The sequence below is a fragment of the Rhizobium chutanense genome (assembly GCF_002531935.1).
GTDB lineage: Bacteria > Pseudomonadota > Alphaproteobacteria > Rhizobiales > Rhizobiaceae > Rhizobium > Rhizobium chutanense.
The window spans coordinates 27,246-51,411 of record NZ_NWSV01000013.1; the positions used below are offsets into that span (position 1 = coordinate 27,246).

At 61.2% G+C, this 24,166-nt stretch carries 18 protein-coding genes; 8 read left to right on the top strand and 10 right to left on the bottom strand.

Translation table 11 applies throughout. The features are described from left to right. Nucleotides 1–48: 48 nt before the first annotated feature. The 4 genes from CO666_RS19545 to CO666_RS19560 are packed head-to-tail and all read right to left on the bottom strand — an operon-like array spanning nucleotide 49 to nucleotide 5,094. Complete coding sequence (locus tag CO666_RS19545) at nucleotides 49–1,488, bottom strand: coniferyl aldehyde dehydrogenase (RefSeq protein ID WP_097613858.1); 1,440 nt, start codon at nucleotides 1,486–1,488, stop codon at nucleotides 49–51. A gap of 21 nt (nucleotides 1,489–1,509) precedes the next feature. Next, nucleotides 1,510–2,616: an NAD(P)-dependent alcohol dehydrogenase gene (locus CO666_RS19550; RefSeq protein WP_097613859.1), complete on the bottom strand. Its 1,107-nt coding sequence runs from the start codon at nucleotides 2,614–2,616 to the stop codon at nucleotides 1,510–1,512. A 29-nt stretch (nucleotides 2,617–2,645) separates the two neighbouring features. Continuing rightward, complete coding sequence (locus CO666_RS19555; protein ID WP_097613860.1) at nucleotides 2,646–3,467, bottom strand: p-hydroxycinnamoyl CoA hydratase/lyase; 822 nt, start codon at nucleotides 3,465–3,467, stop codon at nucleotides 2,646–2,648. A 40-nt stretch (nucleotides 3,468–3,507) separates the two neighbouring features. Continuing rightward, on the bottom strand, nucleotides 3,508–5,094 hold the full coding sequence (locus tag CO666_RS19560) for an AMP-binding protein (RefSeq protein WP_097613861.1): 1,587 nt from the start codon (nucleotides 5,092–5,094) through the stop codon (nucleotides 3,508–3,510). Between the two features lie 198 nt (nucleotides 5,095–5,292). Between CO666_RS19560 and CO666_RS19565 the strand changes: the two genes are divergently transcribed. Further along, a complete protein-coding gene (locus tag CO666_RS19565; RefSeq protein ID WP_097613862.1) occupies nucleotides 5,293–5,778 on the top strand; it encodes a MarR family winged helix-turn-helix transcriptional regulator in 486 nt (161 codons plus the stop codon). A gap of 66 nt (nucleotides 5,779–5,844) precedes the next feature. Here CO666_RS19565 and CO666_RS19570 read toward each other — a convergent pair whose 3' ends face one another. Beyond that, nucleotides 5,845–6,321, bottom strand: a complete 477-nt coding sequence (locus CO666_RS19570; protein WP_097613863.1) for an NUDIX hydrolase — start codon at nucleotides 6,319–6,321, stop codon at nucleotides 5,845–5,847. 551 nt (nucleotides 6,322–6,872) lie between these two features. Between CO666_RS19570 and CO666_RS33705 the strand changes: the two genes are divergently transcribed. After that, entirely contained in the window at nucleotides 6,873–7,202 is a 330-nt protein-coding gene (locus tag CO666_RS33705) for a hypothetical protein (protein ID WP_143540331.1), read from the top strand. 384 nt (nucleotides 7,203–7,586) lie between these two features. On the opposite strand, the gene CO666_RS19580 is transcribed toward CO666_RS33705, so the two are convergent. Then, on the bottom strand, nucleotides 7,587–10,775 hold the full coding sequence (locus tag CO666_RS19580; protein WP_097613865.1) for an SIR2 family protein: 3,189 nt from the start codon (nucleotides 10,773–10,775) through the stop codon (nucleotides 7,587–7,589). Nucleotides 10,776–11,637: 862 nt separating this feature from the next. On the opposite strand from CO666_RS19580, the gene CO666_RS19590 reads away from it, so the two are divergent. The 4 genes from CO666_RS19590 (at nucleotide 11,638) to CO666_RS19605 (ending at nucleotide 15,267) form a co-directional block, all read left to right on the top strand. Next, a complete protein-coding gene (locus CO666_RS19590) occupies nucleotides 11,638–12,747 on the top strand; it encodes a sulfite oxidase (protein WP_097613867.1) in 1,110 nt (369 codons plus the stop codon). A 147-nt stretch (nucleotides 12,748–12,894) separates the two neighbouring features. Beyond that, nucleotides 12,895–13,251, top strand: coding sequence for an ArsR/SmtB family transcription factor (locus CO666_RS19595; RefSeq protein WP_097613868.1), 357 nt, complete (start codon nucleotides 12,895–12,897; stop codon nucleotides 13,249–13,251). Then, the gene (locus CO666_RS19600) at nucleotides 13,235–13,738 is read left to right on the top strand and encodes an SRPBCC family protein (RefSeq protein ID WP_097613869.1); all 504 of its coding nucleotides are present in this window, start codon (nucleotides 13,235–13,237) and stop codon (nucleotides 13,736–13,738) included. The genes CO666_RS19595 and CO666_RS19600 overlap by 17 nt, the downstream gene beginning before the upstream one ends. Before the next feature lie 122 nt (nucleotides 13,739–13,860). After that, nucleotides 13,861–15,267, top strand: coding sequence for an adenylate/guanylate cyclase domain-containing protein (locus tag CO666_RS19605; RefSeq protein WP_097613870.1), 1,407 nt, complete (start codon nucleotides 13,861–13,863; stop codon nucleotides 15,265–15,267). Between the two features lie 345 nt (nucleotides 15,268–15,612). Here the strand turns inward: CO666_RS19605 and CO666_RS19615 are convergent, their stop codons facing one another. From CO666_RS19615 to CO666_RS19630, 4 genes are all read right to left on the bottom strand, one after another. Then, on the bottom strand, nucleotides 15,613–17,706 hold the full coding sequence (locus CO666_RS19615; RefSeq protein WP_097613872.1) for a carboxy terminal-processing peptidase: 2,094 nt from the start codon (nucleotides 17,704–17,706) through the stop codon (nucleotides 15,613–15,615). 499 nt (nucleotides 17,707–18,205) lie between these two features. Next, nucleotides 18,206–19,291: a DUF262 domain-containing protein gene (locus tag CO666_RS19620; RefSeq protein WP_097613873.1), complete on the bottom strand. Its 1,086-nt coding sequence runs from the start codon at nucleotides 19,289–19,291 to the stop codon at nucleotides 18,206–18,208. Continuing rightward, the gene (locus tag CO666_RS19625; protein WP_210202063.1) at nucleotides 19,288–20,055 is read right to left on the bottom strand and encodes an FRG domain-containing protein; all 768 of its coding nucleotides are present in this window, start codon (nucleotides 20,053–20,055) and stop codon (nucleotides 19,288–19,290) included. The genes CO666_RS19620 and CO666_RS19625 overlap by 4 nt, the downstream gene beginning before the upstream one ends. Before the next feature lie 129 nt (nucleotides 20,056–20,184). After that, a complete protein-coding gene (locus CO666_RS19630; protein ID WP_097613875.1) occupies nucleotides 20,185–21,084 on the bottom strand; it encodes a helix-turn-helix transcriptional regulator in 900 nt (299 codons plus the stop codon). A gap of 217 nt (nucleotides 21,085–21,301) precedes the next feature. Here CO666_RS19630 and CO666_RS19635 point away from each other — a divergent pair, with 217 nt between their 5' ends. Then, nucleotides 21,302–22,786: an aldehyde dehydrogenase gene (locus CO666_RS19635; RefSeq protein WP_179869725.1), complete on the top strand. Its 1,485-nt coding sequence runs from the start codon at nucleotides 21,302–21,304 to the stop codon at nucleotides 22,784–22,786. A 63-nt stretch (nucleotides 22,787–22,849) separates the two neighbouring features. Further along, nucleotides 22,850–24,166: an ABC transporter substrate-binding protein gene (locus tag CO666_RS19640; RefSeq protein WP_097613877.1), complete on the top strand. Its 1,317-nt coding sequence runs from the start codon at nucleotides 22,850–22,852 to the stop codon at nucleotides 24,164–24,166.

Genomic DNA, 24,166 nt, shown 5'->3' on the forward strand with positions numbered 1-24,166 from the left:
CGGCCGGGCGCGTAATAAATCTCACGCCCGGCTCCGCCGATGTCCGCTCTATTTGCAGATCGCCGCGGCCAGAAAGCCGCGCATCGCCTCGCCGAAAGGCGGCCGCATCATATATTCCGCTTCGACCATCTTGCTCTGGTGATAGACGGCGCGCGGGTGCGAGAAGGTGAGGAAACCGAACTTGCCGTGATAGGCGCCCATGCCGGAATGGCCGACGCCGCCGAAAGGCAGGCCTTCCGCCGTGACGTGGCTCATGCAGTCGTTGACCGTCACCCCGCCGGAGGTCGTATTGTCGAGGACACGGCGCTCCTCTTCCTGATCCTGGCTGAAGTAATAGAGGGCGAGCGGGCGCGGCCTCGCATTGATCCGGTCGATGACGTCGGCGATATCGCGATAGGCAATGACCGGCAGCACCGGCCCGAAGATTTCCTCCTGCAGCACGTGCATGTCTTCGGTGGGATCGAGGATCAGGGTCGGAGGTATGCGATGGGCCGATTGCTGCAAGAAATTCTCCGCCGCCGGATTGATCTCGACGATACGGGCGCCCTTGGCCCTGGCATCCTCGATCAGGCTCTGGACGCGGGCGTGATGGCGGGCATTGACGATCGAGGTGTAATCGGGATTTTCCTTCAGCGCCGGATACATCGCGCCGACCGCCGCGACCGCATGTCCGGCAAAGGCTTCGACGCTTTCCGCGGGCACATAGACATGATCCGGCGCCAGGCAGATCTGGCCGGCATTCAGCGTCTTGACCGTCATGACGCGGCGCGCTGCGTCGGCGAGATCGGCCGAGCGGCCGACGATGACGGGCGACTTGCCGCCGAGTTCCAGCGTCAGCGGCGTCAGATTGTCAGCCGCCGCGCGCATGACATGATGGGCGATCGCGGTCCCGCCGGTGAAGATCAGATGGTCGAAAGCCAGCGATGTGAAGGCCGTGCCCGTCGCCGGTCCGCCCTGGACGACTGAGATTTCGGTTTCGTCGAAGGCGCCGGCGATGAGCTCTGCCATCAAGGCGGATGAGGCCGGCGTCACCTCCGACGGTTTGATCATGGCGCGGTTGCCGGCGGCGAGAATGCCGGCAAGCGGCGCAAGGGCGAGCTGATAGGGGAAATTCCAGGGGCTCAGGATTCCGACAACGCCTTTTGGCTGGTAGACCACCTTGGCGACCGCATCCGGGAACAATGCCTCGTGCTCTTCCGGCTTCAGCCATTCGGCCAGATGGGCCTTGGCATATTTGAGCGAGCCGATGCAGGTGAAGACATCGAGAAGCAGGCTCGCCTCGACGCTGCGGCTGCCGAAATCGCTGGAGAGAGCCGCGGCAATCGCGTCCTTATGGTCGACGAGCAGGGCGATGACGCGGTCGATGCGATCGATGCGGGTCTCGATATCAGGCGGCCCCTCCTTCAGGAAGGATGCCCTTTGCCGCTCAAGCAGCGCCTTCATGGCCTCGGCACTGGTATCGGTGGCGATTGGGGTAATGGTGTTCATTGTTTCCTCCCTTGAACGGTGTCAGACGGCCGGCTGGCGCACGACCGGTTTCAGGACGATGCCCTTTTCCGAGTCCTCCACCGCCTGGTTGATGTCGGCGAAATCATAGAAGGTGATGAACCGGTCGAAGGGGAAGCGGCCCTGCCTGTGAAGGTCGATCAACAGCGGGATCAGCACGTCGGGATTGGAATCGCCCTCGACGATGCCGCGCACCCGGCGTCCGCCGGAAAGGATATGGGTGAGATCGAGCGTCAGCGTCGCGCCGTGGGGCGAGGCCCCGACGATGCCGCAAGTGCCGCGCGGCGCCAGCACCCGCACGCATTGATCAATGACGGCGGGCACGCCCGAGGCATCGATCGCATAATCGACGCCGGCGCCGGTCATCGCCATGATCGCGGCGACCGCATCGCTCGTCCTACCATTGACGATGTCGGTCGCGCCGAGTTCCGCCGCAAGCGCCAGCCGCGTCTCGTTGACGTCGACGGCGATGATCCGTGACGCTCCGACGACCCGCGCCGCCATGACCGCGGCAAGCCCGACGGAGCCCATGCCGAAGACCGCAAGCACCTTTCCCGGTTCGACTTTGAGCGCGTTCATGACAGCGCCAGCGCCGGTCTGGATGCCGCAGGCGAGCGGCCCGAGCAGCGCCAAATCGGCGTCTCCGGGCACTTTCACGATATTGCGTTCATGGCAGAGCGCATGGCTGGCAAAGGAGGATTGCCCGAAAATATTGCCGTGAACCCGCTCTCCCTCGCAGGAGAGCCCACTCGACCCATCGGCGCGCGCACCGAAGAAATTACGCGGGAAGAATTCGTGGCAATAGGTCTCCTCGTGATCGTTGCAGCTCGGGCAATGGCCACAGGAATTGAAGGTCATGACCACGTGATCGCCGGGCGCCACCTTGGTAACACCCGGCCCGACCCGCTCGACGATGCCGGCGCCTTCGTGACCGAGCACCACCGGCTGCGGCACTGGCAGATGCTGGTCGCGCATGACGATATCGGTGTGGCAAACCCCGGTTGCGACGACGCGAACCAGGATTTCCCCTTCGCGCGGCTCCTCCAGATCAAGCCTTTCCAGCGAAAACGGCATATGCGGCGCACGCGCCACCGCGGCATGGATTTTCATTCTATCCTCCTCCCGAAATCAACGCGCCCTCAGCCGCGCTTGTAGGCGCCGAGCCCCGGCTGATAGGTCTTGTCGTCGAGGAACTGTTTCAGCCCCTCGTCGCGCCCCTTGGTCTTGTCGAGAAACAGCATCTGCTCCAGCTTGGCGTAGATGTAATCGTCGGCGAGATCCCATGGCAGGTTGCGCACCCGCTTATAGGTGTCCTTGGCGGCCTTCAGCGTCACCGGGTTCTTTTCGAGCAGGCTGGCGCAGATCTTGCGGACCCGGCTTTCCAACTCGGCGAGCGGCACGGCCTCGTTGACCAGCCCCATTTCCGCAGCCTTGCGCCCGCCGAACAATTCGCCGGTCATGATGTAATAGAGGGCGTCGCGGTGGCGCATCACCTCGGCAACCGCGCGGGTGACGTTGCCACCCGGCAGAATGCCCCAATTGATCTCGGAGAGGCCGAAATTCGCTTCCTCGGCGGCGATGGCGAGATCGCAGGAAACCAGCGGCGTGAAGGCGCCGCCGAAGCACCAGCCGTTGACCATGGCGATCGTCGGCTTTTCGAAATACATCAGCCGGCCCCACCAGTTGCCGGATTGGCGCCGTGCCTTCAGCGTGGCGTCACGCGGCTTGTCGTCATTGTCGCGGAAATATTCCTTGAGATCCATGCCGGCCGACCAGGATTGCCCGGCGCCGCGCAGAACGAGCACACCGCAGCGCTCGTCGCCCTCGAGTTCGTCGAGCACCTGGAGCATCCGGGCATTCAGCGCCGGATTCATCGCATTGCGCTTTTCCGGACGGTTGAGGGTGACGAAGGCGATGCCGTTGTCGAAGTCGACCAGAACGGGGGATTGGATGTCAGTCATAGGCGTACTCCATTGGTTTCGTGGTGAGAGCGGGGCCGCTTCACAAAGCCTGTCGTTGAAGGGTTTCGTCGGAATGCAGCTGGCGCAGAACATGTTTCTGCACCTTGCCGGAGGCGGTGCGCGGAATGGTCTCGACGAAGACGATGCCGGCCGGGCGTTTGAAGGCGGCGAGCCGCTCCGCGCAATGGCCGGCGATCGCCTCGCCCGTTGCCGCCGCCCCCGGCCGCAGCACGACATAGGCGATGCCGCATTCGCCCCACCTGGTGTCGGGAATACCGACGACGGCGGCGTCGAGAATATCGGGATGGCTGACGAGTGCGGCTTCGACCTCGGCGGGGTAAACATTCTCGCCGCCGCTGATGTACATGTCCTTCAGCCGGTCGACGATGCGATAGAAGCCGTTGGCTTCGCGCCGGCCGAGATCGCCGGTGCGGTACCAGCCGTCGGTGAAGGCGGCGGCGGTTTCCCCGGGCTTGTTCCAGTAACCCGGCGTCACCGCCGGCCCGCGCAGCCACAACTCGCCGATCTCGCCTTCATCCACCTCGCGGCCGTCCTCGCCGACGATGCGAATGTCGATGAGCGGCGCCGGCAGACCGACACTGCCGGGATTGTCCTGCACCGCGCGCCGGTCGATCGGCACATGCAGCACCGTTCCCGCCTCGCTCATGCCGTAGCCGTTGACCAGCGCAACGCCGTCGTCGAGATAGCTTTCGATCAGCGCCTGCGTCAGCGGCGCGCCGCCGACAAAGAGCGCGTGCAGGCCGGAAAGAGCCGCGGCGCTATAGGCGGCATCGCCACGCAGGGCGAGTGCGATCTGCGGCACGGCGAAATAATGGGTGACGGCGCGCTGCCGGTCGGCAAGCGCTGCGAGCGTTCGCGCCGGCGTGAAGCGGTCGGAGACGACGAGCGTGCCGCCCAGCATCAAGGTGGTGCGCGCCACCGCGATCAGCCCGATCGTGTGGAAGAACGGCAGGTCGCACAAAGCGACGGTTTCAGGCCCGATCTCGCCGACAAAGGAAAAATTGACGGCGGCGAAGAAAGCATTGCGGCGGGTGATGACGACGCCCTTCGGCTGTCCCGTCGTGCCCGACGTGTAGAGAAGGACGCAGGCTCCATCGGCATCGGCGGGCACCTGCCCGGCCGGAAGGCTCGCCTCGATCCGGGCGGCGAGCGCGGCCGGACCGCCTGATGTCGACATCACCACCATCTCGGGATCGGCGTCTACGAGGCTCGCCACAACAGCCGAAAATTCCTCGTCGTGGACCAGCAGCGCCGGCGCGCAATCGGCAAGGATCGGCAAAAGCTCGGCGGCGTTGAGGCGCCAATTGAGCGGCACGTAGATGGCGCCGGCCCGCTGGCAGGCAAAGGCAAGCACGATCGAATCCATCGAATTGCGCGCCAGCATGGCGACCCGCGCCCCATCCCGCCGCGCTCCGAGCACACCGGTCAGGAGGCCGGTGCAGCGGGCGATCCGCGCATCGAGCTCGGCATAGGTAAGCTGCCGGCCGGTGGCGATCTCGAACAGAGCCTGACGATCCGGTGCGACGCCGGCGCGGTAGAGGATCGGGTCATCCTTCACCAGTCCGCAATCTGCCGACGAAACCACCCCGGAAAAGGAATGCGCCATTATTTCCTCCCATGCCCGTCGCTCCCACAACAGGCATCAACTTTGTATGCAACACATACTAATATCTTTTCTCGGAGATGCAAGAGCCGTTTGCGGCAATCCGCTCATTCGGGCGGACGCGGGAGAAATCGAGACCGGCGATATTGACTAACCCGCTGATTTTGATGGTTATGGCGCCTGAACCAGGCGAGACGGACAATGACCAAGCAAGCACCGCAGGACGATGTCGAGGGCGAAGAGGCGCCGGTAACACCGCCGCTCGACGTCGGCCGACTCGGCGATCTCTTAGGGTTTCATCTCCGTATGGCGCATGTCGCGATCTACCGCGATTTCGCCGAAACCATGGAGCAACTGGCGCTGACGCAGAAACAGCTCGCGGTGATGGAACTGCTTGCGGTCAACACAGGCGCATCGCAGATCGACCTCGCCAATACGCTCGGCACCGATCGCGCCACCATGATGGCCCTCGTCAACCGGCTGGCCGCCCGCGACCTGATCGAGCGCCGGCCCTCCCAGGCGGACCGCCGCCGCCAGGAACTGCATCTGACCGAAGCGGGACGCGCCATGCTCGAACAGGCGCGCAAGCTGATCGACACGCACGAGCAGCGTTTCATCGAGCTGTTTTCGCGCGATGAGATGGATGCGCTGCTGGCGGCGTTGAAACGGATCTATAAGGGGAGCTGAAACCCGTTTTGGCTTTTCGGCGGGCCGGCGCTCCCAGCTCAAACCGGTCATAGGCTTCGAAGAAACTTAAATTTTCTGCGACATCTCATGGATGAGAAGATGCCCAATGGGCTCCCGATTCACGAATTCCGCCTCGACGTGTTTGAGAACACGGCGCTGGCCCGCGAACGGCACCATCTCCATGGCCTCTGCGAACGATACCCACCGAAATTCGCTGTGTTCATCGTTGATAAAAACTGTCTGCTCGGCATCCACAATACCGACGAAGACGGGCAGCATGCTGATGGCATTGCGATCGGCCTCATAAAATTGCTCGCAGATATCTGCGGAATAGAGAAGGTCGCAGATCAGGCCTGTCTCTTCACGGACCTCTCGCAACGCAGTTTCCCAGGCCTTCTCGCCGTCCTCGATGCCGCCGGCCACTTGGCACCACTCACCAATCAACGTGTGATTTCGGCGTAAAAGCAGCACCTCATATCCAGCCATTCTCTCGCGGATGACGACGACCGATACAGCAAAACAACGGATTGGAATTTCGGCCACTCGCCCTCTCCTCCACAATGATCCTTTGCGCCATCGGTTGGCATAACAGGAAATTCCGCAACGCGCACAACGCCTGCTTCCGGGGCCAACCGGAAGCACTGATTGCGAAATGAACGTCTGCTCCGGGGCAGGGAGGGGACTTTCATTGGGCTATCAGCGTTCGGCAGCTTCGCGCCCTCAACTCTGCCACTGAGGTTGGCATTGCCACTCCCTGAAGGTAGACGAATTGGCGCCTCGCGCGCAGGCGAGTTAGCCTCAGGCCCGATTTGCACAGCTACCCAACCCGGGCATGTAATTTCGTTTTAGGGAGAGAGGGTGGAACCCTAGCTCCCTATCTTGCCAACCGCGCATCAACTCGGTAAGTTCGTGTCATCGGGGTCGGGCCGATCCGTTTTCGGACCCAAGAACCGCCGGCGAAATGCCGGGAGCCGAACCGCGTGGAACCAACCCGCGGCCGCCGACCACTAGCCAGCAAACATGCAGGCGTGGTTGTCGTTCGGCTCCGACGATCTCGCTTTGTCACTCCTGAGCCGATCGACAGGAGACTCCAAGTGACGAACGTTCTGTATTTCCCTCGTCCGTATCGCCGTGCATCCGTGCGGGCGAAGTTGCACACAATCCGCTTGCGCGTCCTCGACGAGCGGAATCCAGCCTATACCCGGCACAGGACCCAGTACCATGTTGTGCATGCGAGGGGTTTCCCGGCGCTCCGAGGGTTCACCGACGCTAATGCGAGGCGGCACCGCTGGCACAGCTTTCAAGTAAAAGCGCATAACCTCCCGCGCTTTACCCGCGGTATGCGCTCGATGGTGGATCGCGGCCTTGTCGAGCTTCGTATCGACGGCAAGGCGCTGCAGACGGGTATCCGCCGCCGCGCATAATGAACTAAAAGGAGGCCGGACTCTTCGTCTGGCCTCCTTACTGCATAGCTCCTTCGCCGAGGGCCGCGGGGGTAACGGCATCGAGGCGAAGCTCCGCGGCAACGGGACGTCGGATAAGTGGGTGGAGAACCTCTACGACGTATAGGACAACTGCCTTCTCGAAGCAGGCCTGTTCGAAGCGTTCGCAAACGCGCACTATAAGAAGAACTGGGTCAAGAACACCATCACCTACCGCGCGATCGACACGCCGCAGATCGGCGCCGAGCGCGTGACCTCCTTCATGGACACGCTGCCCGCCGCAGTCTCGTCAACTCTGAGCGTTGAGTGCGGCCATGGCATCGCCGCCTTGTCGATCCCATCGGTTCTTCTTCGGTCGCCATCGCCCTACATCAACAGCCGGTAGTCGTAGTTGGCTTCACCGAAGTTCTCCATAAGACGGCCTATACGGGCGATTTGGCCGGAGGTCTCGAGCGTCGCGGGCGCCTGCGTGTACAAATCGAAGCTGTTCCAGTTCATCTTCGACAGGCCGAGGATTTCGGTCGCCAGCGTCTGCAGGTCTGTTGTTCCGGCATGACGTCGGATACGGAGCGGCGCCGGAATGCGTCGCTTGCCTTGGTAGTAGCGCCAGTTGTTGCGTATCGCCGCGGCGCTGCCATGCACCCAAAGCAGTGCCTCCTGGTCACCGATCGGGATGACGGTCCCGCGTGCGACGGGGAACTTGTCGACCTCCAGCTTGCCCGAATACATCTTGGAATTCACATAGCGGAACGCGTCGTCGACGGTGATCTCCACCATATCAACCTCGGCGACGCCGGCGAGGCCCTCGAGCAACCCTTCCCGCTCGTCGCGCCGGAACTCGAAGCGCTTATGGATGACGACGCGGCGGGGCAGAGCGCTGCGTGCCTCGAAGAAAAGCTGCCTGATAGATTCGCCGACGCGGCGCGCATCATCGCGGGAGAGAAAGGCGTTGCGCTGCCGGCGGTCGAAGCTCGGGTTCTCGACCTTGCTCAAACGATACTGCAGGCCCTGGCCCTGCTGATTGAAGATATGGCTGCATCCGAGCACGACTTTGCGCCCCTGCGGGCCGTGACGGTCAATGCTGGTGCCGAAGCCGACATAGGCGGTATCAGTGCCGGCTGCCTGCAAGACGAAAGGAGTGCGAAAGCTCTTGGCGTAAAGGGCGAGCGACAGCCACCACCGGATGCGGCAGGTCTGCGGATCGGTCAAGGTATCCTCATCGAGAAACTGTGTCGCGATACCTTTACGCGCACAATAGGCCTTCACGAAATCATGCAGGTCGAAGCGTTCGCTGTCGGTCTCGAAAGAGCGCCAGTTCGCCCAGCGCAACGGTGTGACGATCAAGATGACGTTGACGCGTTGCGCACTACGCAGTTCGTCGATCGCCTGAATGACGGCGCGCGCGGCAAAACGGGTTCCGCGCTCCTTTGTCAGATCGGTTGAAGGCTCGTCAGGCGCACGCCACGACAGGTCCTGCGGTCTCGGGATGACAAGGGGCAGCCCGAATGCCTGCGCGAACCCAGGGAAGTCCAGGAGATAGTCCTTCTCCGTCTCGCTGGGGCTTGCCGCCTGCTCAAGCATGGTGAGACGCGCGGCGGTGGCAGCGGCCTCGGGCTGTGGGCAGATGACCCCGAGCTTGATGTCGTGCGCCATGCCGGAACGCGTGAGGCTGAAATCGAACGGGCGGTTCGACACCAGGCCGCGCACCGGATGCGGGTCGTTTACCATGCCCGTGCCCCCCTTGCTGGCGAATAGCAGATTGGGCTCGCGGATTCGGAAGCCCTTCTGCACCGATTTCGCGGCAGCCCTCTCGGGAATCGTTGCTTCTCCAGGCGCCGCCACTATCGCCGCGGACACGGGCGCGCGGTCGATCGTGAACAGGAAGCCGACATCCTCGCCCGAAGGGCAGTTGAACTGCGTGCCCTCGCCGAATAACTGACGGCGCCAGTGTTCGACGGCCGCGTCGAACTTGTCGTTGTGCTGGTAGCCGAAGATGCCGAGCTTGATCGCCTTCTCGTCTTCCTTTGGGGCCGGCGAGCCGTCCGCGGCAAACAGCTTCACCGTGGGTTTGAGTACGAGGAACGTGTCCCGGCCGGCGCGCCGAATGAACAGCAGGACCGCATCATGGACGGTGTAGCTGCGGCCATCTACCTGCCGGCGCTGGGGCTTTTTGGGGTCCCATAGCAGCGGGCCTTCCGACGGCAGGTTCCGGGCGCCGGCGATCGCCAAGGCGAGGGAACGCACGAGTAGGTGCGTGACCGCGCCGTCCTCATGGCGCAGTTCGCTGACGTCGATCGGAACCCTTACTGGTACTTCGCTCATGGGTCCGGTAAACACCTCATGGATGCTGGTCAGGGTGCCGAGCGCCCACACCCTGCCCTTGTAGGGAACGGCCATGAGATCGCGCCGATCGCCGATCGCCTCGCGCACCCATCGCCATACGCCCTGCTCAGGCATCGAAGCGGGTTTGAACGAATAGGCCTCGACGGGGCAGCGAAGCTTGAAGGCCGTGCTCTTGACGATGCCGCCGATCGCACCGGCCGGCACAGTGAAGGCCGTGGCGGCCGGCTGCTCCGTGCCCGATTTGGCGATGATGTCGAGGACATCCTCGCGGTCTCCACCGCTTAAAGTAGCGAGGGCAAGCCGCCGCATGACGTCGTCGAAAGCCGCTCCCGGTACATAGAATGCGGTCCGGCCGGCCTTGCGCGCCGCAGCGATGAGGGCAACAACGGCTTCCGGCGGCGGCCCGTCGCCGAATCCGCACCAGTACAGCACGCCGGCGCCGGGACGTGAGTAGCTCTCAGTCAATGCCTCCATGATCGAGTTGTCGCGGCCGCTATAGCCAAGCACGATGAGCGGGGAGGAGACCGCCTGCTCGATCAATGCCTGCCGCAATTCCTCGTCGAGGCGCCGCACCTCGTCGTCGGTGTTGCGAAGCGCGTCGTAGCGATAATCACCATGCAGCGCGACGCAGCTGAGTTCGCCGGTGCGGTTAGTGCGCACGATTCGATTAGTGGAATCGAGACCGATCTCCACCGGCGTGACCGACGTCTCCGCGAGCGCCCTTGACATGAGGCCGTCGAAATTCGTCGTCCAGACCAGCCGGAACAGGTTGTTCTTCGCGAGGCGCGCGGCTATGCGGTAGCCGCTGCTTAGCTTCGCGGCCTGGATATGCCGCTGGAAGAACGAGCGGCGATCCTCAACACGCGGATAGCAGCGATCGATATAGAAGCCATACTCGCCCTCATCGCCAATGCGGGGAAAGCCGGGCTGCGTATCGAGCCAGCCCTGGATGCGTTCCTGCACCATGCCGAGCGAGAGCTCGTCGAAATTCTGCTCCATCCCCGGATGGTTCGACAGGAAGATCGAGCGCTTCCATTGCCAGATGCAGGTCGAGGCAGACGGTATGCGCGACGAGATCGACGCGCCGGCGCCGAGCAACAGCATGTGCGGCACCTCGGTGTTGACGGATATAGAGCGGACGAACGCGTCCAGAGGAAGGACGCTATCATCGCGGGCCACGGCGCGGGCCAGGGTGGTATCCTGCTGGTTCATCGTGACTCCGCGGGCTCAAGCGGCACTGCCAGCGCAAAGCCCTCCTCGGGATAGAGTTCTTCGAAACGGGCGCGGCGTTTACACGATGCGGCTTTGATGTTGCCTATAGACCTGATCTCCCCCAACAGCGCACCCATTGCGAACCTCACCTGCCTTCCCTTATCTGCCTTCCTATTCATCTTCCGGCTCAAACACATAGACGTCGCCAAGCTCAACAACGATTCTACTCAAATCAAATTCGCCGAGTACAAACTCGATCTCTTGGTCGCTGCCTAGATCACGCACGCTGACAGTAATATTGGCTCGTACATTCAGCGTGTAGCCTTACTCAATCGATCGCCCAAACAACTCGTCTTCAGGGACAACGGGCATCTAGTCGCGCTCCAACGAGCTCGGCTAATCACGTAGAATTGGCAAATTATTAGAATACTTGCGCGATTCGTTCTAGTATTGCGGCGCGAGCATTGTTGTTAGGCTCGAAGAGTTTCAATGCCACGTCATAGAGTCGATCGGCATCGCGCAGGGATCGCAAGAGTGCCTGGTCGGAATGGCACTCCGAGCGTCGGCTTGAGCCAAGGTAAAACGACAGCTTCTCGCAACTTGATCCCAAACCTGCCAGTCCGCTCACGGCCCCATGTCAGCCATTGCCGACTACGGCGCGCAATGACTGCGAAGAGGCGCAAAGCAGTCAAGACCGCCGTCTGCCCCTTTACTGCCGTTCGAGGTCGATCCGAGGAACGTGTGCTAGAATGCGACCCGAAGGCGGAATGCGATAGACGCACTGCGGGGAGCCGTGTGATCGTACCGGAATTCGCGTGACCGAAAGCCGACGTTGTGTTCTTGATAAGGGGAGACGAGGACGATGCCGACAGCACAGCAGCCCAGTCTGATAGTTCGACAGAAATCTCCACCAAACATCGAGTTTCCGTTTGCGTCGCTCTCCGATTGGCTGATCCCGACCGAGCAGTTCTTCGTGCGAAACCATTTCCCGTCGCCGGACCTCGATGCGCGAGACTGGAGATTGCGCGTTGGCGGGGCGGTGGAGCGGCCGATCGAACTTGACCTCGACAGCATCAAGGCGATGCGGAGCACGACTTTATCGGCCGTCGTCGAGTGCGCAGGCAACGGGCGCGTCTACTATGTGCCGCCGAGGGAGGGGTTGCAGTGGCAGAACGGAGCCGTCGGCAATGCCGCGTGGACAGGTGTTCTTCTGCGCGAGATTTTGGAAATGGCGGGCGTTAAGCAAACCGCCTGTGAGGTTCTCCTCACAGGCGCCGACAGCGGCGTCGTCGACGCGAACAAGAAAACGGCGTCTCCCGGCCCCATCGCTTTTGCGCGCAGTTTACCGCTTGAGAAGGCCATCGCCGACAGCACGATCCTTGCCTATTCGATGAACGGGGAGCCGTTGACGCGCGATCACGGCTACCCGCTGCGCGCCGTCGTCGGTGGCTGGTTCGGCATGGCCTGGGTCAAGTGGATCACGGATATCACGGTTGTGGAGCAACCGTTCCTTGGCTACTGGCAGGCGCGCGATTATTTCCGTTGGGAGCGCAGCCTCGGGGAACCCAGGCTGGTCCCCCTTGCGGAGATGGAGGTCAAATCGCAGATCGCGCGTCCCGTCCAGGGGGCACGTCTCGTCGCCGGCCAACCGTACCGGATTTTCGGAGCCGCCTGGGGCGGAGAGGCTGCTATCCGGCAAGTGCAGGTCTGCACCGGAGATGGCAGGGGCTGGCGCGAGGCAAGGCTCCTCGAAACAGAACGTCCTTTTGCCTGGCGCTTGTGGGAATACATGTGGACCCCTGAAGACGTGGGGCCATATACATTGCGATGCCGCGCGACCGATGCGGCGGGGTCCGTGCAGCCCGACCTCCAGCGGTCCGACTGCGAGAGCTACGCGGCCAATTGGATTATTCCGGTGGAGGTTACGGTCGTTCCCGAGCCACAGACCTACGCGGAGGAATTCGTGATCTGATCACCCGCATGGGGCGGAATGGCGGCTTTGCGGGCGCAACGCCGTCATTCGCGGTGAGATCATCGAACGGGCCGTCAGTCGGCGGACGGGCAGGGAAAGTTCGGGACGCTTGCGCTTCCTACGCGGGCAGGTTATAAACTGAACCATATGGTTCAGTATGGAAGCCCTCCCCTCGATCTCTCGTTCGCGGCGCTGTCCGATGCGACCCGCCGCGGGATCATCGATCAGCTTGGACGAGGGGACGCGTCGATCACCAGTCTCGCGGATAGGTTCCAGATGACGCTGACCGGCATGAAGAAGCACGTCCAGATTCTCGAGCGGGCGGGGCTCGTCGTCACGCAGAAGGTCGGACGGGTGAGAACCTGCAAGCTTGGGAAACGCGGCCTCGAGGCGGAGGCCGAGTGGATCGAGGCGCATCGCAAGCTCTTCGAGGCCCGCTTCGACGCATTGGACGACATCATCAGCGAACTGGAACGGGAGGGAAGCGATGAATCAGCCAGTTGACAGTGCAGGCGGTGCGCAGAACCGCACGTCGGTCGAGCGCAAAGGGGATCGCGAACTCGTCGTGACGCGGACATTCAATGCGCCGCCGAGCACGGTTTACAGGGCGTGGAGCCAGCCCGAGCTGTTCCAGCGCTGGTGGGTGCCAAAATCGGCACCCGGCATTTCGCTCGTATCGTGCGATATGGACGTCCATACCGGCGGCAAATATCGGCTGGAATTCGGCGCCGGCGGTTCGGACACCATGGCCTTCTACGGCAAGTATCTCGAGGTGGTGCCGAACGAGCGCATCGTCTGGACCAACGACGAGGGTGAGGAGGGCGCGATCACGACCGTGACCTTCGAAGAGCAAGGCGGGAGGACACTTCTGACTTTCCACGAAATCTATCCGTCCAAGGAGGCGCTTGAGGAAGCACTGCAGGGCTCGGCGGCCGCATTGCCGGAGCAGCTGGAACAGCTCGACGAATTGCTGTCCGGCATCGGCGCGTAGCGCGGGTCAGGAAACTCGCCTCCGGGGACTCCGAGCCTATCGATTTCTATTAGGAAATTCCCGTGTTATGATCCCGGTCCTGGCGTCGTCCGCCGTGGGTTCTGCGCACGGAGACTGATTTGATGAGCGAAATGGATGCACTTTTTGCCGCCCTGCGGCAGGCTGCCGACCCGCAGACGGTCGAGTGCATCGAAAACGTCGTCAGGCATGGCTCGGATCGCGATCTCAATCGCATCAACGCGCTCGCTTTCGCAAATCAGCATCATCTCGATGAAGAAAAAACCATCGCAGCGCTTCTGCATGCCGCCCGCATAGGCGCGTTCGAGATGACCTGGAATGTGCTTTGCCCGGGATGCGGCGGCGTGCTTGACAGCGGCGCGACCCTCAAAGGGGTCTCGCAAGAGACCTACCATTGCGCGCTCTGCGCAGCCGGCTACGAGCCGACGCTCGACGAGATGGTCGAGGTAACCTTCACCGTCAGCCCGCGCGTGCGCAGGATTGCCGCCCACGACCCCGATCGGCTTCCTCCGGTTGAATATTACCGCCAGATCTTCTTCAGTTCCGGTGTCGACCTGCCGGAGGATCTGGAAGCGAAGTTTTCCCGCATCCAGCTGGAGATGATCGAGCTGGCTCCGGGCGAGAAGGCTTTCGTCTCGCTGCAACTGCCGGCGCAGTTCGTCATCATCTTCGATGCGGTCACCCATTCGGCGCAGTTCATCGACGTGAAGGGCGAGCCCACCGACGAACGCCAAACCCTCTCGATGGTCATCAGCCGGGCGCATGCGCTGAACGAAACGCTGACCCTGCGTCCCGGCCTGCTGCGGCTCACCCTCGAAAATCACACCGATCGCAGGGTGGTGCCGAATGTCTGCATCGCCGGCGATGAGCTGCACGACCTCTTGGGCCGCCGGCGGCCGTTTCTGACAGCCAAGCGCCTGCTGACCAACCAGAGCTTCCGCGACATCTACCGGACCGATACGCTCGACGTCGACCAGCGCCTCAAGATCACCAGCCTGACTTTCCTCTTCACCGACTTGAGGGGCTCGACCGCGCTTTACGAACGTGTCGGCGACCTTGCCGCCTTCGATCTGGTGCGCGCCCATTTCAGGGTTCTCCACGAGATCGTCGCCACAGAGGCCGGCGCTGTCGTCAAGACCATTGGCGATGCGGTGATGGCGACCTTCCCGAGCCCCGACCGCGCAGTGGCGGCCGCGCTCCGGATGCGGGAGGCCATGCTTCGCCTGAATACCGAACATGGCAGCGACGATCTTCTCCTGAAGATCGGCATCCATGAAGGCCCATGCCTTGCCGTCAACCTGAACGACCGGCAGGATTATTTCGGCCAGACCGTCAATATCGCCTCGCGCGTCCAGGGTCTTGCCGATCCGAATGTGATCATGACGACGGAGGCGATCGTCGGCGATGCCCATGTTTCAGACATCCTGCGCGACAGCGGTATCACGTCGGCCTCGCGCATGGCAGAACTTCAGGGCATCGGCAGAGAGGTCAGAATCTTCGCCCTCTCATGAGCTTCGTCACCGACCCCGACGAGTCTGTCATCTGGCCCGTTCAAAGGGTGAACACCGCCTCCAGTTTCGCCTGCCCTACCGCGACGTCGGCCACGCGCCTGCAGATAGCGGTCGAAAGGGGCTTGCCCCCGCTGCACCTGCCGGTCAACCGCCCCACACTCCGTCATCCCAGGGCATCAAGCCCTGGGATGACGGAGGAGAGGTGGTGGCTGGACACATAAGCCTCGCCGGCGCGATGAAGCTGCGGCTCCGCAGCGGCGATGGAGCGACGGCAAAAACGGGGCCGGTGCGTTTGGCGATCTCGCCAAACGCACCGGCGCAGCCTGCGAGGCGCCGCTTGCCCTATTATTTTGTGACTGCCTGTGATGGGCCTTTCTGCAAATCCGCCTCGTCGGCCAGAATGGCGGCGGCTTCATCCAGCAGGGCGTCTTTTGCATTCTTGCGGGCATTTTCCATGGCAATATCGGCGCTCAGGCTGCGCTCGTCCGCCTGCAGGCCATCATCGCCACCAAGATCTTCGCCATCGCCTGCCTGCGCGCGAGACTTGAACCGGTTTTCCCGAGCAGCCGCTTCCTTGCGGCGTTCGGCTTCATTGAGAGAAACAACGCCTTTGTCGCGCTGCGCCTTCAGGTCGGCAATGTCTTTTATCAGGCGCTGGAAGTCCGGATCGCTCTTGACCCGGGCATCATGGCGGCTTTGCAATGCCGGCAGCAGCGTCTGGATCGTCTCGTCGGGGGTATATTTCGCCGGCTTGATCTCGGCCCATGGCAGGGCATTGTCATAACTGGTCTCGCCGAAAGCAGTCGGGTCGGACAATCCCGGCAGGCTCAGATCAGGCGTCACGCCGCGCAGCTGCGTCGTCCCGCCGTTGACCCGGAAAAACTGGGAAATCGTCACTTTCAGCTCGCCGAATTCAGGTTTGCTGTTGTGAACCACCTGGTCGAGATCGACGACGGTCTGAACGGTGCCCTTGCCGAAACTGGGTTCGCCGATGATCACGCCGCGACCGTAATCCTGGATTGCCGCAGCAAAGATCTCCGAAGCCGAGGCCGAGCCGCGATTGATCAGGACACCCATCGGGCCTGTCCAGACAGGTGCAGCAAAATCAGCGCTTCTGACCGCGATCTTGCCGTCGCTGCCGCGCTGCTGAACGACCGGGCCATTGCCGATGAAGAGACCGGTGAGATCGATCGCCTCATCCAACGAACCGCCGCCATTGTTGCGCAGGTCGATGAGAACGCTGTCGACCTTTTCCTCGTTCAGTTCGCCGAGAAGCTTGGCGACATCGCGGCTTGCACTCTTATAGTCCTTGTCGCCTTTGCTCTTGGCTTCAAAATCCTCATAGAAGACCGGCAGCGTGATGATGCCGATTTTCCGCGTGGCGTCGCCCGCCTTGACGGACAGCACGGTTTTCCTGGCGGCCTGCTTGTCGAGACTGATCTTATCGCGCACCAGGCTGACGACACGATGCGCGGCATCGGCGCCGGCATCGGCCGGCAGGATATCCAGGCGCACGACGGAGCCTTTTTTCCCGCGGATCATCTGCACGACTTCATCCAGGCGCGTGCCCACCACTTCCTTGATCGGCCCGTCCTTGCCCTGGCCGACGCCGGTAATGCGGTCTCCGACCGCGAGCTTGCCGGAGAGCTGCGCCGGCCCGCCGGGCACCAGCTCACGGATCGTCGTGTAGTCGTCGCGCTCCTGCAGCACGGCGCCGATACCGAACAGCGAGAGCTTCATCGAGACATTGAAATCGGCGGAAGCGGCCGCGCCGAAATAATCCGTGTGCGGATCGACGGAGGTTGCAAAGGAGTCCATGAACGACTGGAAAACGTCGTCGCTTTTAAACTGGTAAGCACGCTCGAGCGAGTTTTCGTAGCGTTTGTCGAGGGTTTCGCGAATAGCGGCGTCGGTCTTGCCGCCGAGCTTCAGCCGCAACCAGTCGTTTTTGACACGCTTGCGCCAAAGCTCATTGCTCTCGGCTTCCGACTGCGGCCACGGCTCCTTATCGCGCAGCACCGAGAAGCTTTCCTGCGTGCTGAAATCGAAGCCCTGCTTCAGCAGGCTGCGTGCATAGGTCATCCGGTCGACAACGCGCTGTTCATAGGCGTTGAAAATCGCAAACGGGATCTTCAAGTCCTGCTTTTCGATCGCATCGTCGATCTCGCTGCGGTCAGCCATGAACCTGTCGACATCCGTTTGCAGGAAGAGCATGCGGTCCGGATCGAGCGATTTGATGAAGCTGTCCATGATCCTTTGCGACAAGGCGTCGTCGAGCGGAACGGGTTTGTAGCTGTATCGCGACAGAAATTGTGCGCTCAACTGAGCCGCCTGCGCCTGCCGCTTCAGCGGCGCCAAAGCCGGCGGCGAGGCAACTTCAGCATATGCGGACTGTGCGAGGGCAAGAAATGCTGCAAGAAAAACGTAGGGTATGCGCATTCAGCGTTGATCCAATTCATGCTGCCTGATGTCGATGGGTGATCTAGGTGAGACAATTATGGTCTTTTGGCAAGCAGGTGGCAAATAACATGGTTGGCAAAGGCAGGAAAACGCATCTGGGGCGATCGGTTGGAAGGCGATGAAGCGTATCTGAGTTTTCAGAATAACGCGGGAAAGCAAAGTTTGCGTCAGAGGGGCATGGGGAAAGGCAGCCGCCGGACGGCCCTTGCTAGCCAAAATGTGGGGCCGGGAGGAACGGCCGGACACATCGGCATGGAGCTAGTTTAATTGTCGTCCGAACTGTCGATAGGGTCCTGGAAGCATTCTTGAACGAACTTTGTCTCACCGACTATTTGTCACCTCCGGCAATACTGGACAAGCCCGAGCCACCGGAGTTTGAATGATTTGGGCGTGCCGATTTCCGCTTCCAATCCAGTGAGGCGGGCTACTGAAGCAGCCCACCTCGATAGGTACGGGATACCAGGCGCTCTAATCGCTTTCAGAATATGCCCAACGGCAATTCCAAGAACTCAGCAAGAATTCGGCAACGTTCTCTTATGCTAGAGGCATCGTTGGTCCCTTGTTGGTTGAGCCGATCAAACTCTAATAGGTCAAAGGACGCGCCCTCGTAATTTTTCGAGGCTAATTCACGGTTTTCGGAGAGCTTTTTCCTAAAATCCAAAAGCTTCCTCCGGGTGATTTTATCAGCTTTTCCAATTGCCAGCGCCTGCTTAAATGTGAGGTAGTACACAACCAGGACGCCTTGAGCGGCAAGCAGTTCGTCTGCGTGGGTGAATTCAGCGTTCATCGCATTTAGAACCGTTGCGACTAGCTTCTTCAATTCCACAACTCTCTCAGCATTATTGCTATGGTACTTGCGAGCGAGGCCGTCGAGGTAGACTTTCTTGGTGTCGACTATTTGGGGGTGGGCCTGTCTGAGACTGTCCTCAACAAGCAAAAACCGAGCAGCAGCTTCTCTGTGTTGGTAGCGATTATTGCGAAACTTCACCCTGTCTGTGAAGAATACGTCATTGGATAAATCCGCAATCGCCTTGACCATATTCCCGCCGATGGCATTTCGTTTTTCGGCGGCGTTTAGGGGGACGGCCTCGTTAAGCCTTGAGAACATATCCTCAATTAAGTCCAACTCATCCCCTTCAATTCCAACGGTGACGACTGGCAGAACAAAGGAGTCGAATTTCACTCTGATCTTTGGATGCTGTTTCGCAATATCCTCATAGCTGAGACCCGCTAAGCTAATGCTCGTGTCTCGTTGGTACTCAAAATCTCCCGACAGCGTGAAGTCGCCATCCATAAAACCCCATATTGACTCCAGCCTCTGTCGGCCGTCGATAACCGCGTATCGATATCCTGTTTTTGTATACTCTTCGTTGCTCAGCTCATGAAAGTATATCTTAGGAAGATCGTAGTCATTTAGGATTGAATCAATAAGAAGTCGACGCTTATCGACAGTCCAGACGCCACCCATACGCTGGTAATCAGGATTCATATTGATTTCATCACGCTCAGAATATAACAGCATAATCGTGCTATTCTTCATCGAAGCCGTTTCAACGTAACTCATTTCACCATTTCCTTAAGGATAGCGCCGACGCTCGCCAATTCGGGGAATAGGCTGAAGCGATTGAAACCCAATAATTTTAGGTCTGTAAGCACCGAGTGCCGGGACTCGCTGGGTATCACATACTTCAGAATATGTTTCTGATCCCCCACATCTTCGATAGCGATTTTCTTATTATGGTGGATTGTAAATGTCCCCAGCTGCGCTTGAATCCTGGGATTATTACGTGTCGCTATTGTTGCAACAGGAAACAGCTCAATCCGTGTATTTGTTCGTACGCTGTCAGTCGCGTAGCCTTCCAACTCGACATCTTCGAAAGATGGGATGTATTTGCCCTCGACCTTATCGACGATGTTGGCGTTTTTATTGAGGACTGTCGGCCATAGGCACCACAGCGCTGCATCCCTATTCGGATGATTTTCAAATTCGTCCACGGCGAAATAAAGGGCAACCAGCGGACTCTCGCTCCAGTCGAGCAACCGCGTCGGCACCCCATAATGCTGCATCAGAAAGGTCCAGTCGAAGGATGTTTGAGGCCTATTGTCCGCCAGCATTGCCGCGCTTTGCTTAAAACGGTTTAACAGGGTCGTCTCAGACACCTGCACCTCGTTGCGGAGAAAACCCGGCAGAAGAGACCAGCTAGCATCGGATTGCCCCCGAAACCATGCTGTACCCGCTTCGTGGCCTTGATCAACCCTCCAAGCGTCCAAGAACTCGCTAATATTGTTTATTCTCTTTTCTATCATTTCAGGCCCCAACTCGCCCAAGTCAAATTCATGGCGTATTACCCAGATAGCGACAATTCGTTCCTAAGTTGTAAAAGAGGCGAGTCGTCCGTCGTATGCCGACTTGGGATTTCATGTCAGCACGATTTGCGACCCAAATAAGCCCCGCGCCTAAGGCCAATCCGCATAACCCGAAGACAGCATACTGTTCTCCGAGCCGGCGGAGGCGCGGGCGATGTCGCGGTAGCCAGCGGGGGAAAGGCCGGTCTTGCGCTTGAAGAAATGGCTGAAATAGGTCGGATCGCGGAAGCCAAGGCTGTCGGAGATTTCCTGGATATTGCGGGCCGAGCGCTCCAATCTCAGCTTTGCCTCCTGCACCACGCGCTCATGCAGAAGCTGGATCGGCGAGCGGCCGAGCGCCCTTTGGCAGATCGAATGCAGCCGGTCGGCGGTGACGCCCAGTTCGGCGGCATAATCGCTGATCGGCCGGTGCCGGCGGAAACCGGCCTCGACGAGCTGCCGGTATCGCTGCAGGATCGATCCGGTTTCGCCCTGCCCGCGCTGCTCGCTTCGCTCGCCATCGGAACCGCGCCACAGCGCCATCAGGATCAGCCTGATATAGGCGGATGCGACCATCCAGGAGGAGCGAGAGGGATCGGCGAGTTCCCGCACGAAGCCTGAAATCAGCGGAGTGATTTCGGCCACCGCTGCGGGATCCAGGGCCTCGACCAGCTTGCGCTGTTCGGTGAAGAGGCGCAGCGAATAGGATTCCACCTTGTCGCCGATCGCATCGACCATGATCTGCGGCGAGGCGCCGACCAGATGGGCGGCGGTCCCGGCTGATATCGAAAGGTCGCAGCGCGCCTGCGGCGGCAGGAAGGCAAGCAGCGGTCCCTGCAAAGGCCGATCTTCGCCATTGTCGAAGTGAAGCTCGGCCGCCCCCTCGCCGAGCAGCAGGAAATGGTGGAAATCGGCATAGAGGCCTTTTTGAAAACGGATGCGCCGGTGCGACAGCGACGGCGCATGCCACTCGCCCCTGGCATAGTGATGAATGCCGCCGTTCGTTGCCAAGGCCTCTCCTCCGCTCCCTAGTCAAACAATGCTGTTATCACCGGATAATTACAATATTAACCCAATAAATCGCATTCCATCCCTAGCCGATCGGCGTAACCTTGTCTCCATCAGCCTTTGGGAGGAGGCTCTTCAACAGATGCAGGAACGCTCAAGCGACCCTCGTGGCGCCGCGTCCGCTCGTTTTCTCCCATGGCAATAACGCAGGCGCCGGTCGATGGCGCCAACACGTGACGAATTGGGTGAAGCGGTGTTTTCGGCAAAGCTGATGATCAACAACGAGGCGATGGATGCTTCCGAAGGGGCCACCTTCGAACGCATCGATCCGCTGACCGGCGACGTCGCCACGATCGCCGCGGCCGGATCGGTTGCCGACATGACGCGGGCCGCCAATGCGGCCGCTGCCGCCTTTCCCGCCTGGTCGCAGACCGGCCCGGGCGAACGGCGCAGACTGCTCAACGCCGCCGCCGATCTTCTCGATATCAGAACGCCGGAGCTCGTTGCCGCCATGACCGGCGAAACCGGCGCCACCAGACAATGGGCGGCGATCAATTGCGGGCTCGGCGCCGATATTCTTCGCGAGGCGGCGGCGATGACCACGCAAATATCGGGCGAGATCATTCCGTCAGGCATTCCCGGAAGCCTCGCCATGGCGGTGCGCCAGCCGGCCGGCGTCTGCGTCGGCATCGCCCCGTGGAATGCGCCGATCATCCTCGGCACCCGCGCCGTCGCCATGCCGCTTGCCTGCGGCAACACCGTCGTCCTCAAGGCCTCGGAACTCTGCCCGAAAACCCATGGCCTGATCGGCGACGTGCTGCGGGATGCCGGTTTTCCCCGCGGTGTCGTCAATGTCGTCTCCAATGCGCCGAACGATGCCGCGGCCATCGTCGACGCCCTGATCGCCCATCCGGCCGTGCGCCGCATCAACTTCACCGGCTCCACCCGGGTCGGCAGGATCATCGCCGAATCCGCGGCAAGGCATCTGAAACGCTGCCTGCTCGAACTCGGCGGCAAGGCGCCGTTCATCGTCCTGGCCGATGCCGATATCGACGAGGCGGTCGGTGCGGCCGCCTTCGGCGCCTTCATGAACCAGGGCCAGATCTGCATGTCGACCGAGCGGATCATTCTGATGGACGAGATCGCCGACGGCTTCGTCGGCAAGTTCCGGACGAAAGCCGAAACCCTCGTCGCCGGCCATCCCGGCGACGGCAATACGCCGCTCGGCACGCTGATCAACGCCGAAGCCATCAGGCGCGTCCGGTCACTCATCGACGATGCCCTGCAGAAGGGCGCGGTCCTCGTCTGCGGCGGCGAGGCCCACGGCACGCTGATGGATGCGACCGTCATCGACCATGTGACACCGGCCATGCGCATCTACCGCGAGGAAAGCTTCGGGCCGGTTGCGGCGATCATCCGGGTCGGCAGCGTCGACGAGGCGGTGACGGTTGCCAACGACAATGAATACGGGCTTTCGGCGGCGGTTTTCGGCGCCGACGTCAATGCGGCGTTATCGGTCGCCATGCGGCTCGAATCCGGCATCTGCCACATCAACGAAGCCACCGTTTCCGACGAGCCGCAAATGCCGTTCGGCGGGGTCAAATCCAGCGGCTACGGCCGCTTCGGCGGCAAGGCCGCAATCGATGAATTCACCGAGCTTCGATGGATTACCATGGCATCGGGAAAACGACATTACCCGATCTGAATTCAGATCGGGATGAACACAGGGAACGGGCTGGGAGGCCCATCAAGAGGGAGGAATGATTTCATGAACGGCATTTTCCGCAACGGGAAACTCAACGCGGCATCTCTCACCCGCCGCTCTTTCATCGTATCGGCTGCCGCAGGCAGTGCGGCGCTGGCTCTTTCCGGCCGCACGGCCTTTGCCCAAAGCGGCGACACGCTGAAGGTCGGCTTCATCAGCCCGCGCACCGGCCCTCTCGGCGGCTTCGGCGAGACGGACGGGTATGTGCTCGACCTGGCGCGCAAGGCGCTGGCGAACGGCCTGCAGGCGGGCGGCAAGAGCTGGAAGGTGGAGATTCTCGACCAGGACACCCAATCCGACCCCTCGCGCGCCGGCCAGCTAGCGAAGGAGTTGATCAACAACCAGGCGATCGACCTGATGCTCGCCGTCTCGACGCCCGAAACCATCAATCCGGTCGCCGATGCCTGCGAGGCAGCCGGCATTCCCTGCCTGTCCACCGTCATGCCCTGGGAAGCCTGGTATTTCGGCCGCGGCGCCAAGCCCGGCGCGCCCTCGCCGTTCAAGTGGACCTATCATTTCGGTTTCGGCGTCGAAGAGTTCCACAAGGCCTATGTTTCGCAGTGGAGCCTGATCGAGACCAACAAGAAGGTCGGCGTCATGTATCCCAACGACGCAGACGGCAATGCGATCCGCGCCCATCTGGCGCCGGCGCTGGCCAAGTCGGGCTTCACCATCGTCGATCCCGGCGCCTATGAAACCGGAACCACCGACTTCTCGGCGCAGATTGCCCTTTTCCGGCAGGAGGGCGTGGAGATCTTCAACTCCTTCCCGATCCCGCCCGATTTCGCCGCCTTCTGGCGTCAGGCGGCACAGCAGGGTCTCACCCAGCAGATCAAGATCTGCCAGGTCGCCAAGACAGGCCTGTTTCCCTCCGACATCGAGGCGCTCGGCGATCTCGGCCTGAACATCGGCAGCGCCGCCTACTGGCACAAGGCTTTCCCTTATAAATCGACGCTGACCGGCGTCTCCGGAACCGAACTCGCCGACGGCTATGAAACCGCCAGCGGCAAGCAGTGGACGCAGCAGCTCGGCGCCAGCCTCGCCCTTCTCGACGCCGGCTTCGATGCGCTGAAGGCGAGCGACGACGTCAAGAGCAAGGAGGCGGTGGCCAAGGCGATATCAACGCTGAAGACCACGACGATCGCCGGCAAGGTCGACTTCACCAGCGGCCCTGTCGCCAACGTCTCGGCCGGGCCGATCATCGGCACGCAATGGGTGAAGGCGGAGGGCTCGAAATTCCCGCTCGACTACGTCGTCACCGAAAACGCCACCGATCCCAATGTCCCGGTCGGCGCCAAGCTCACCGCTTACAACGGATAA

Bases quoted from the DNA above. Each gene is read 5' to 3' on its own strand.
- CO666_RS19545 (WP_097613858.1), bottom strand. From the start codon at position 1,488: ATGAACACCATTACCCCAATCGCCACCGATACCAGTGCCGAGGCCATG.
- CO666_RS19550 (WP_097613859.1), bottom strand. From the start codon at position 2,616: ATGAAAATCCATGCCGCGGTGGCGCGTGCGCCGCATATGCCGTTTTCG.
- CO666_RS19555 (WP_097613860.1), bottom strand. From the start codon at position 3,467: ATGACTGACATCCAATCCCCCGTTCTGGTCGACTTCGACAACGGCATC.
- CO666_RS19560 (WP_097613861.1), bottom strand. From the start codon at position 5,094: ATGGCGCATTCCTTTTCCGGGGTGGTTTCGTCGGCAGATTGCGGACTG.
- CO666_RS19565 (WP_097613862.1), top strand. From the start codon at position 5,293: ATGACCAAGCAAGCACCGCAGGACGATGTCGAGGGCGAAGAGGCGCCG.
- CO666_RS19580 (WP_097613865.1), bottom strand. From the start codon at position 10,775: ATGAACCAGCAGGATACCACCCTGGCCCGCGCCGTGGCCCGCGATGAT.
- CO666_RS19590 (WP_097613867.1), top strand. From the start codon at position 11,638: ATGCCGACAGCACAGCAGCCCAGTCTGATAGTTCGACAGAAATCTCCA.
- CO666_RS19595 (WP_097613868.1), top strand. From the start codon at position 12,895: ATGGTTCAGTATGGAAGCCCTCCCCTCGATCTCTCGTTCGCGGCGCTG.
- CO666_RS19600 (WP_097613869.1), top strand. From the start codon at position 13,235: ATGAATCAGCCAGTTGACAGTGCAGGCGGTGCGCAGAACCGCACGTCG.
- CO666_RS19605 (WP_097613870.1), top strand. From the start codon at position 13,861: ATGAGCGAAATGGATGCACTTTTTGCCGCCCTGCGGCAGGCTGCCGAC.
- CO666_RS19615 (WP_097613872.1), bottom strand. From the start codon at position 17,706: ATGCGCATACCCTACGTTTTTCTTGCAGCATTTCTTGCCCTCGCACAG.
- CO666_RS19620 (WP_097613873.1), bottom strand. From the start codon at position 19,291: ATGAGTTACGTTGAAACGGCTTCGATGAAGAATAGCACGATTATGCTG.
- CO666_RS19635 (WP_179869725.1), top strand. From the start codon at position 21,302: ATGGCGCCAACACGTGACGAATTGGGTGAAGCGGTGTTTTCGGCAAAG.
- CO666_RS19640 (WP_097613877.1), top strand. From the start codon at position 22,850: ATGAACGGCATTTTCCGCAACGGGAAACTCAACGCGGCATCTCTCACC.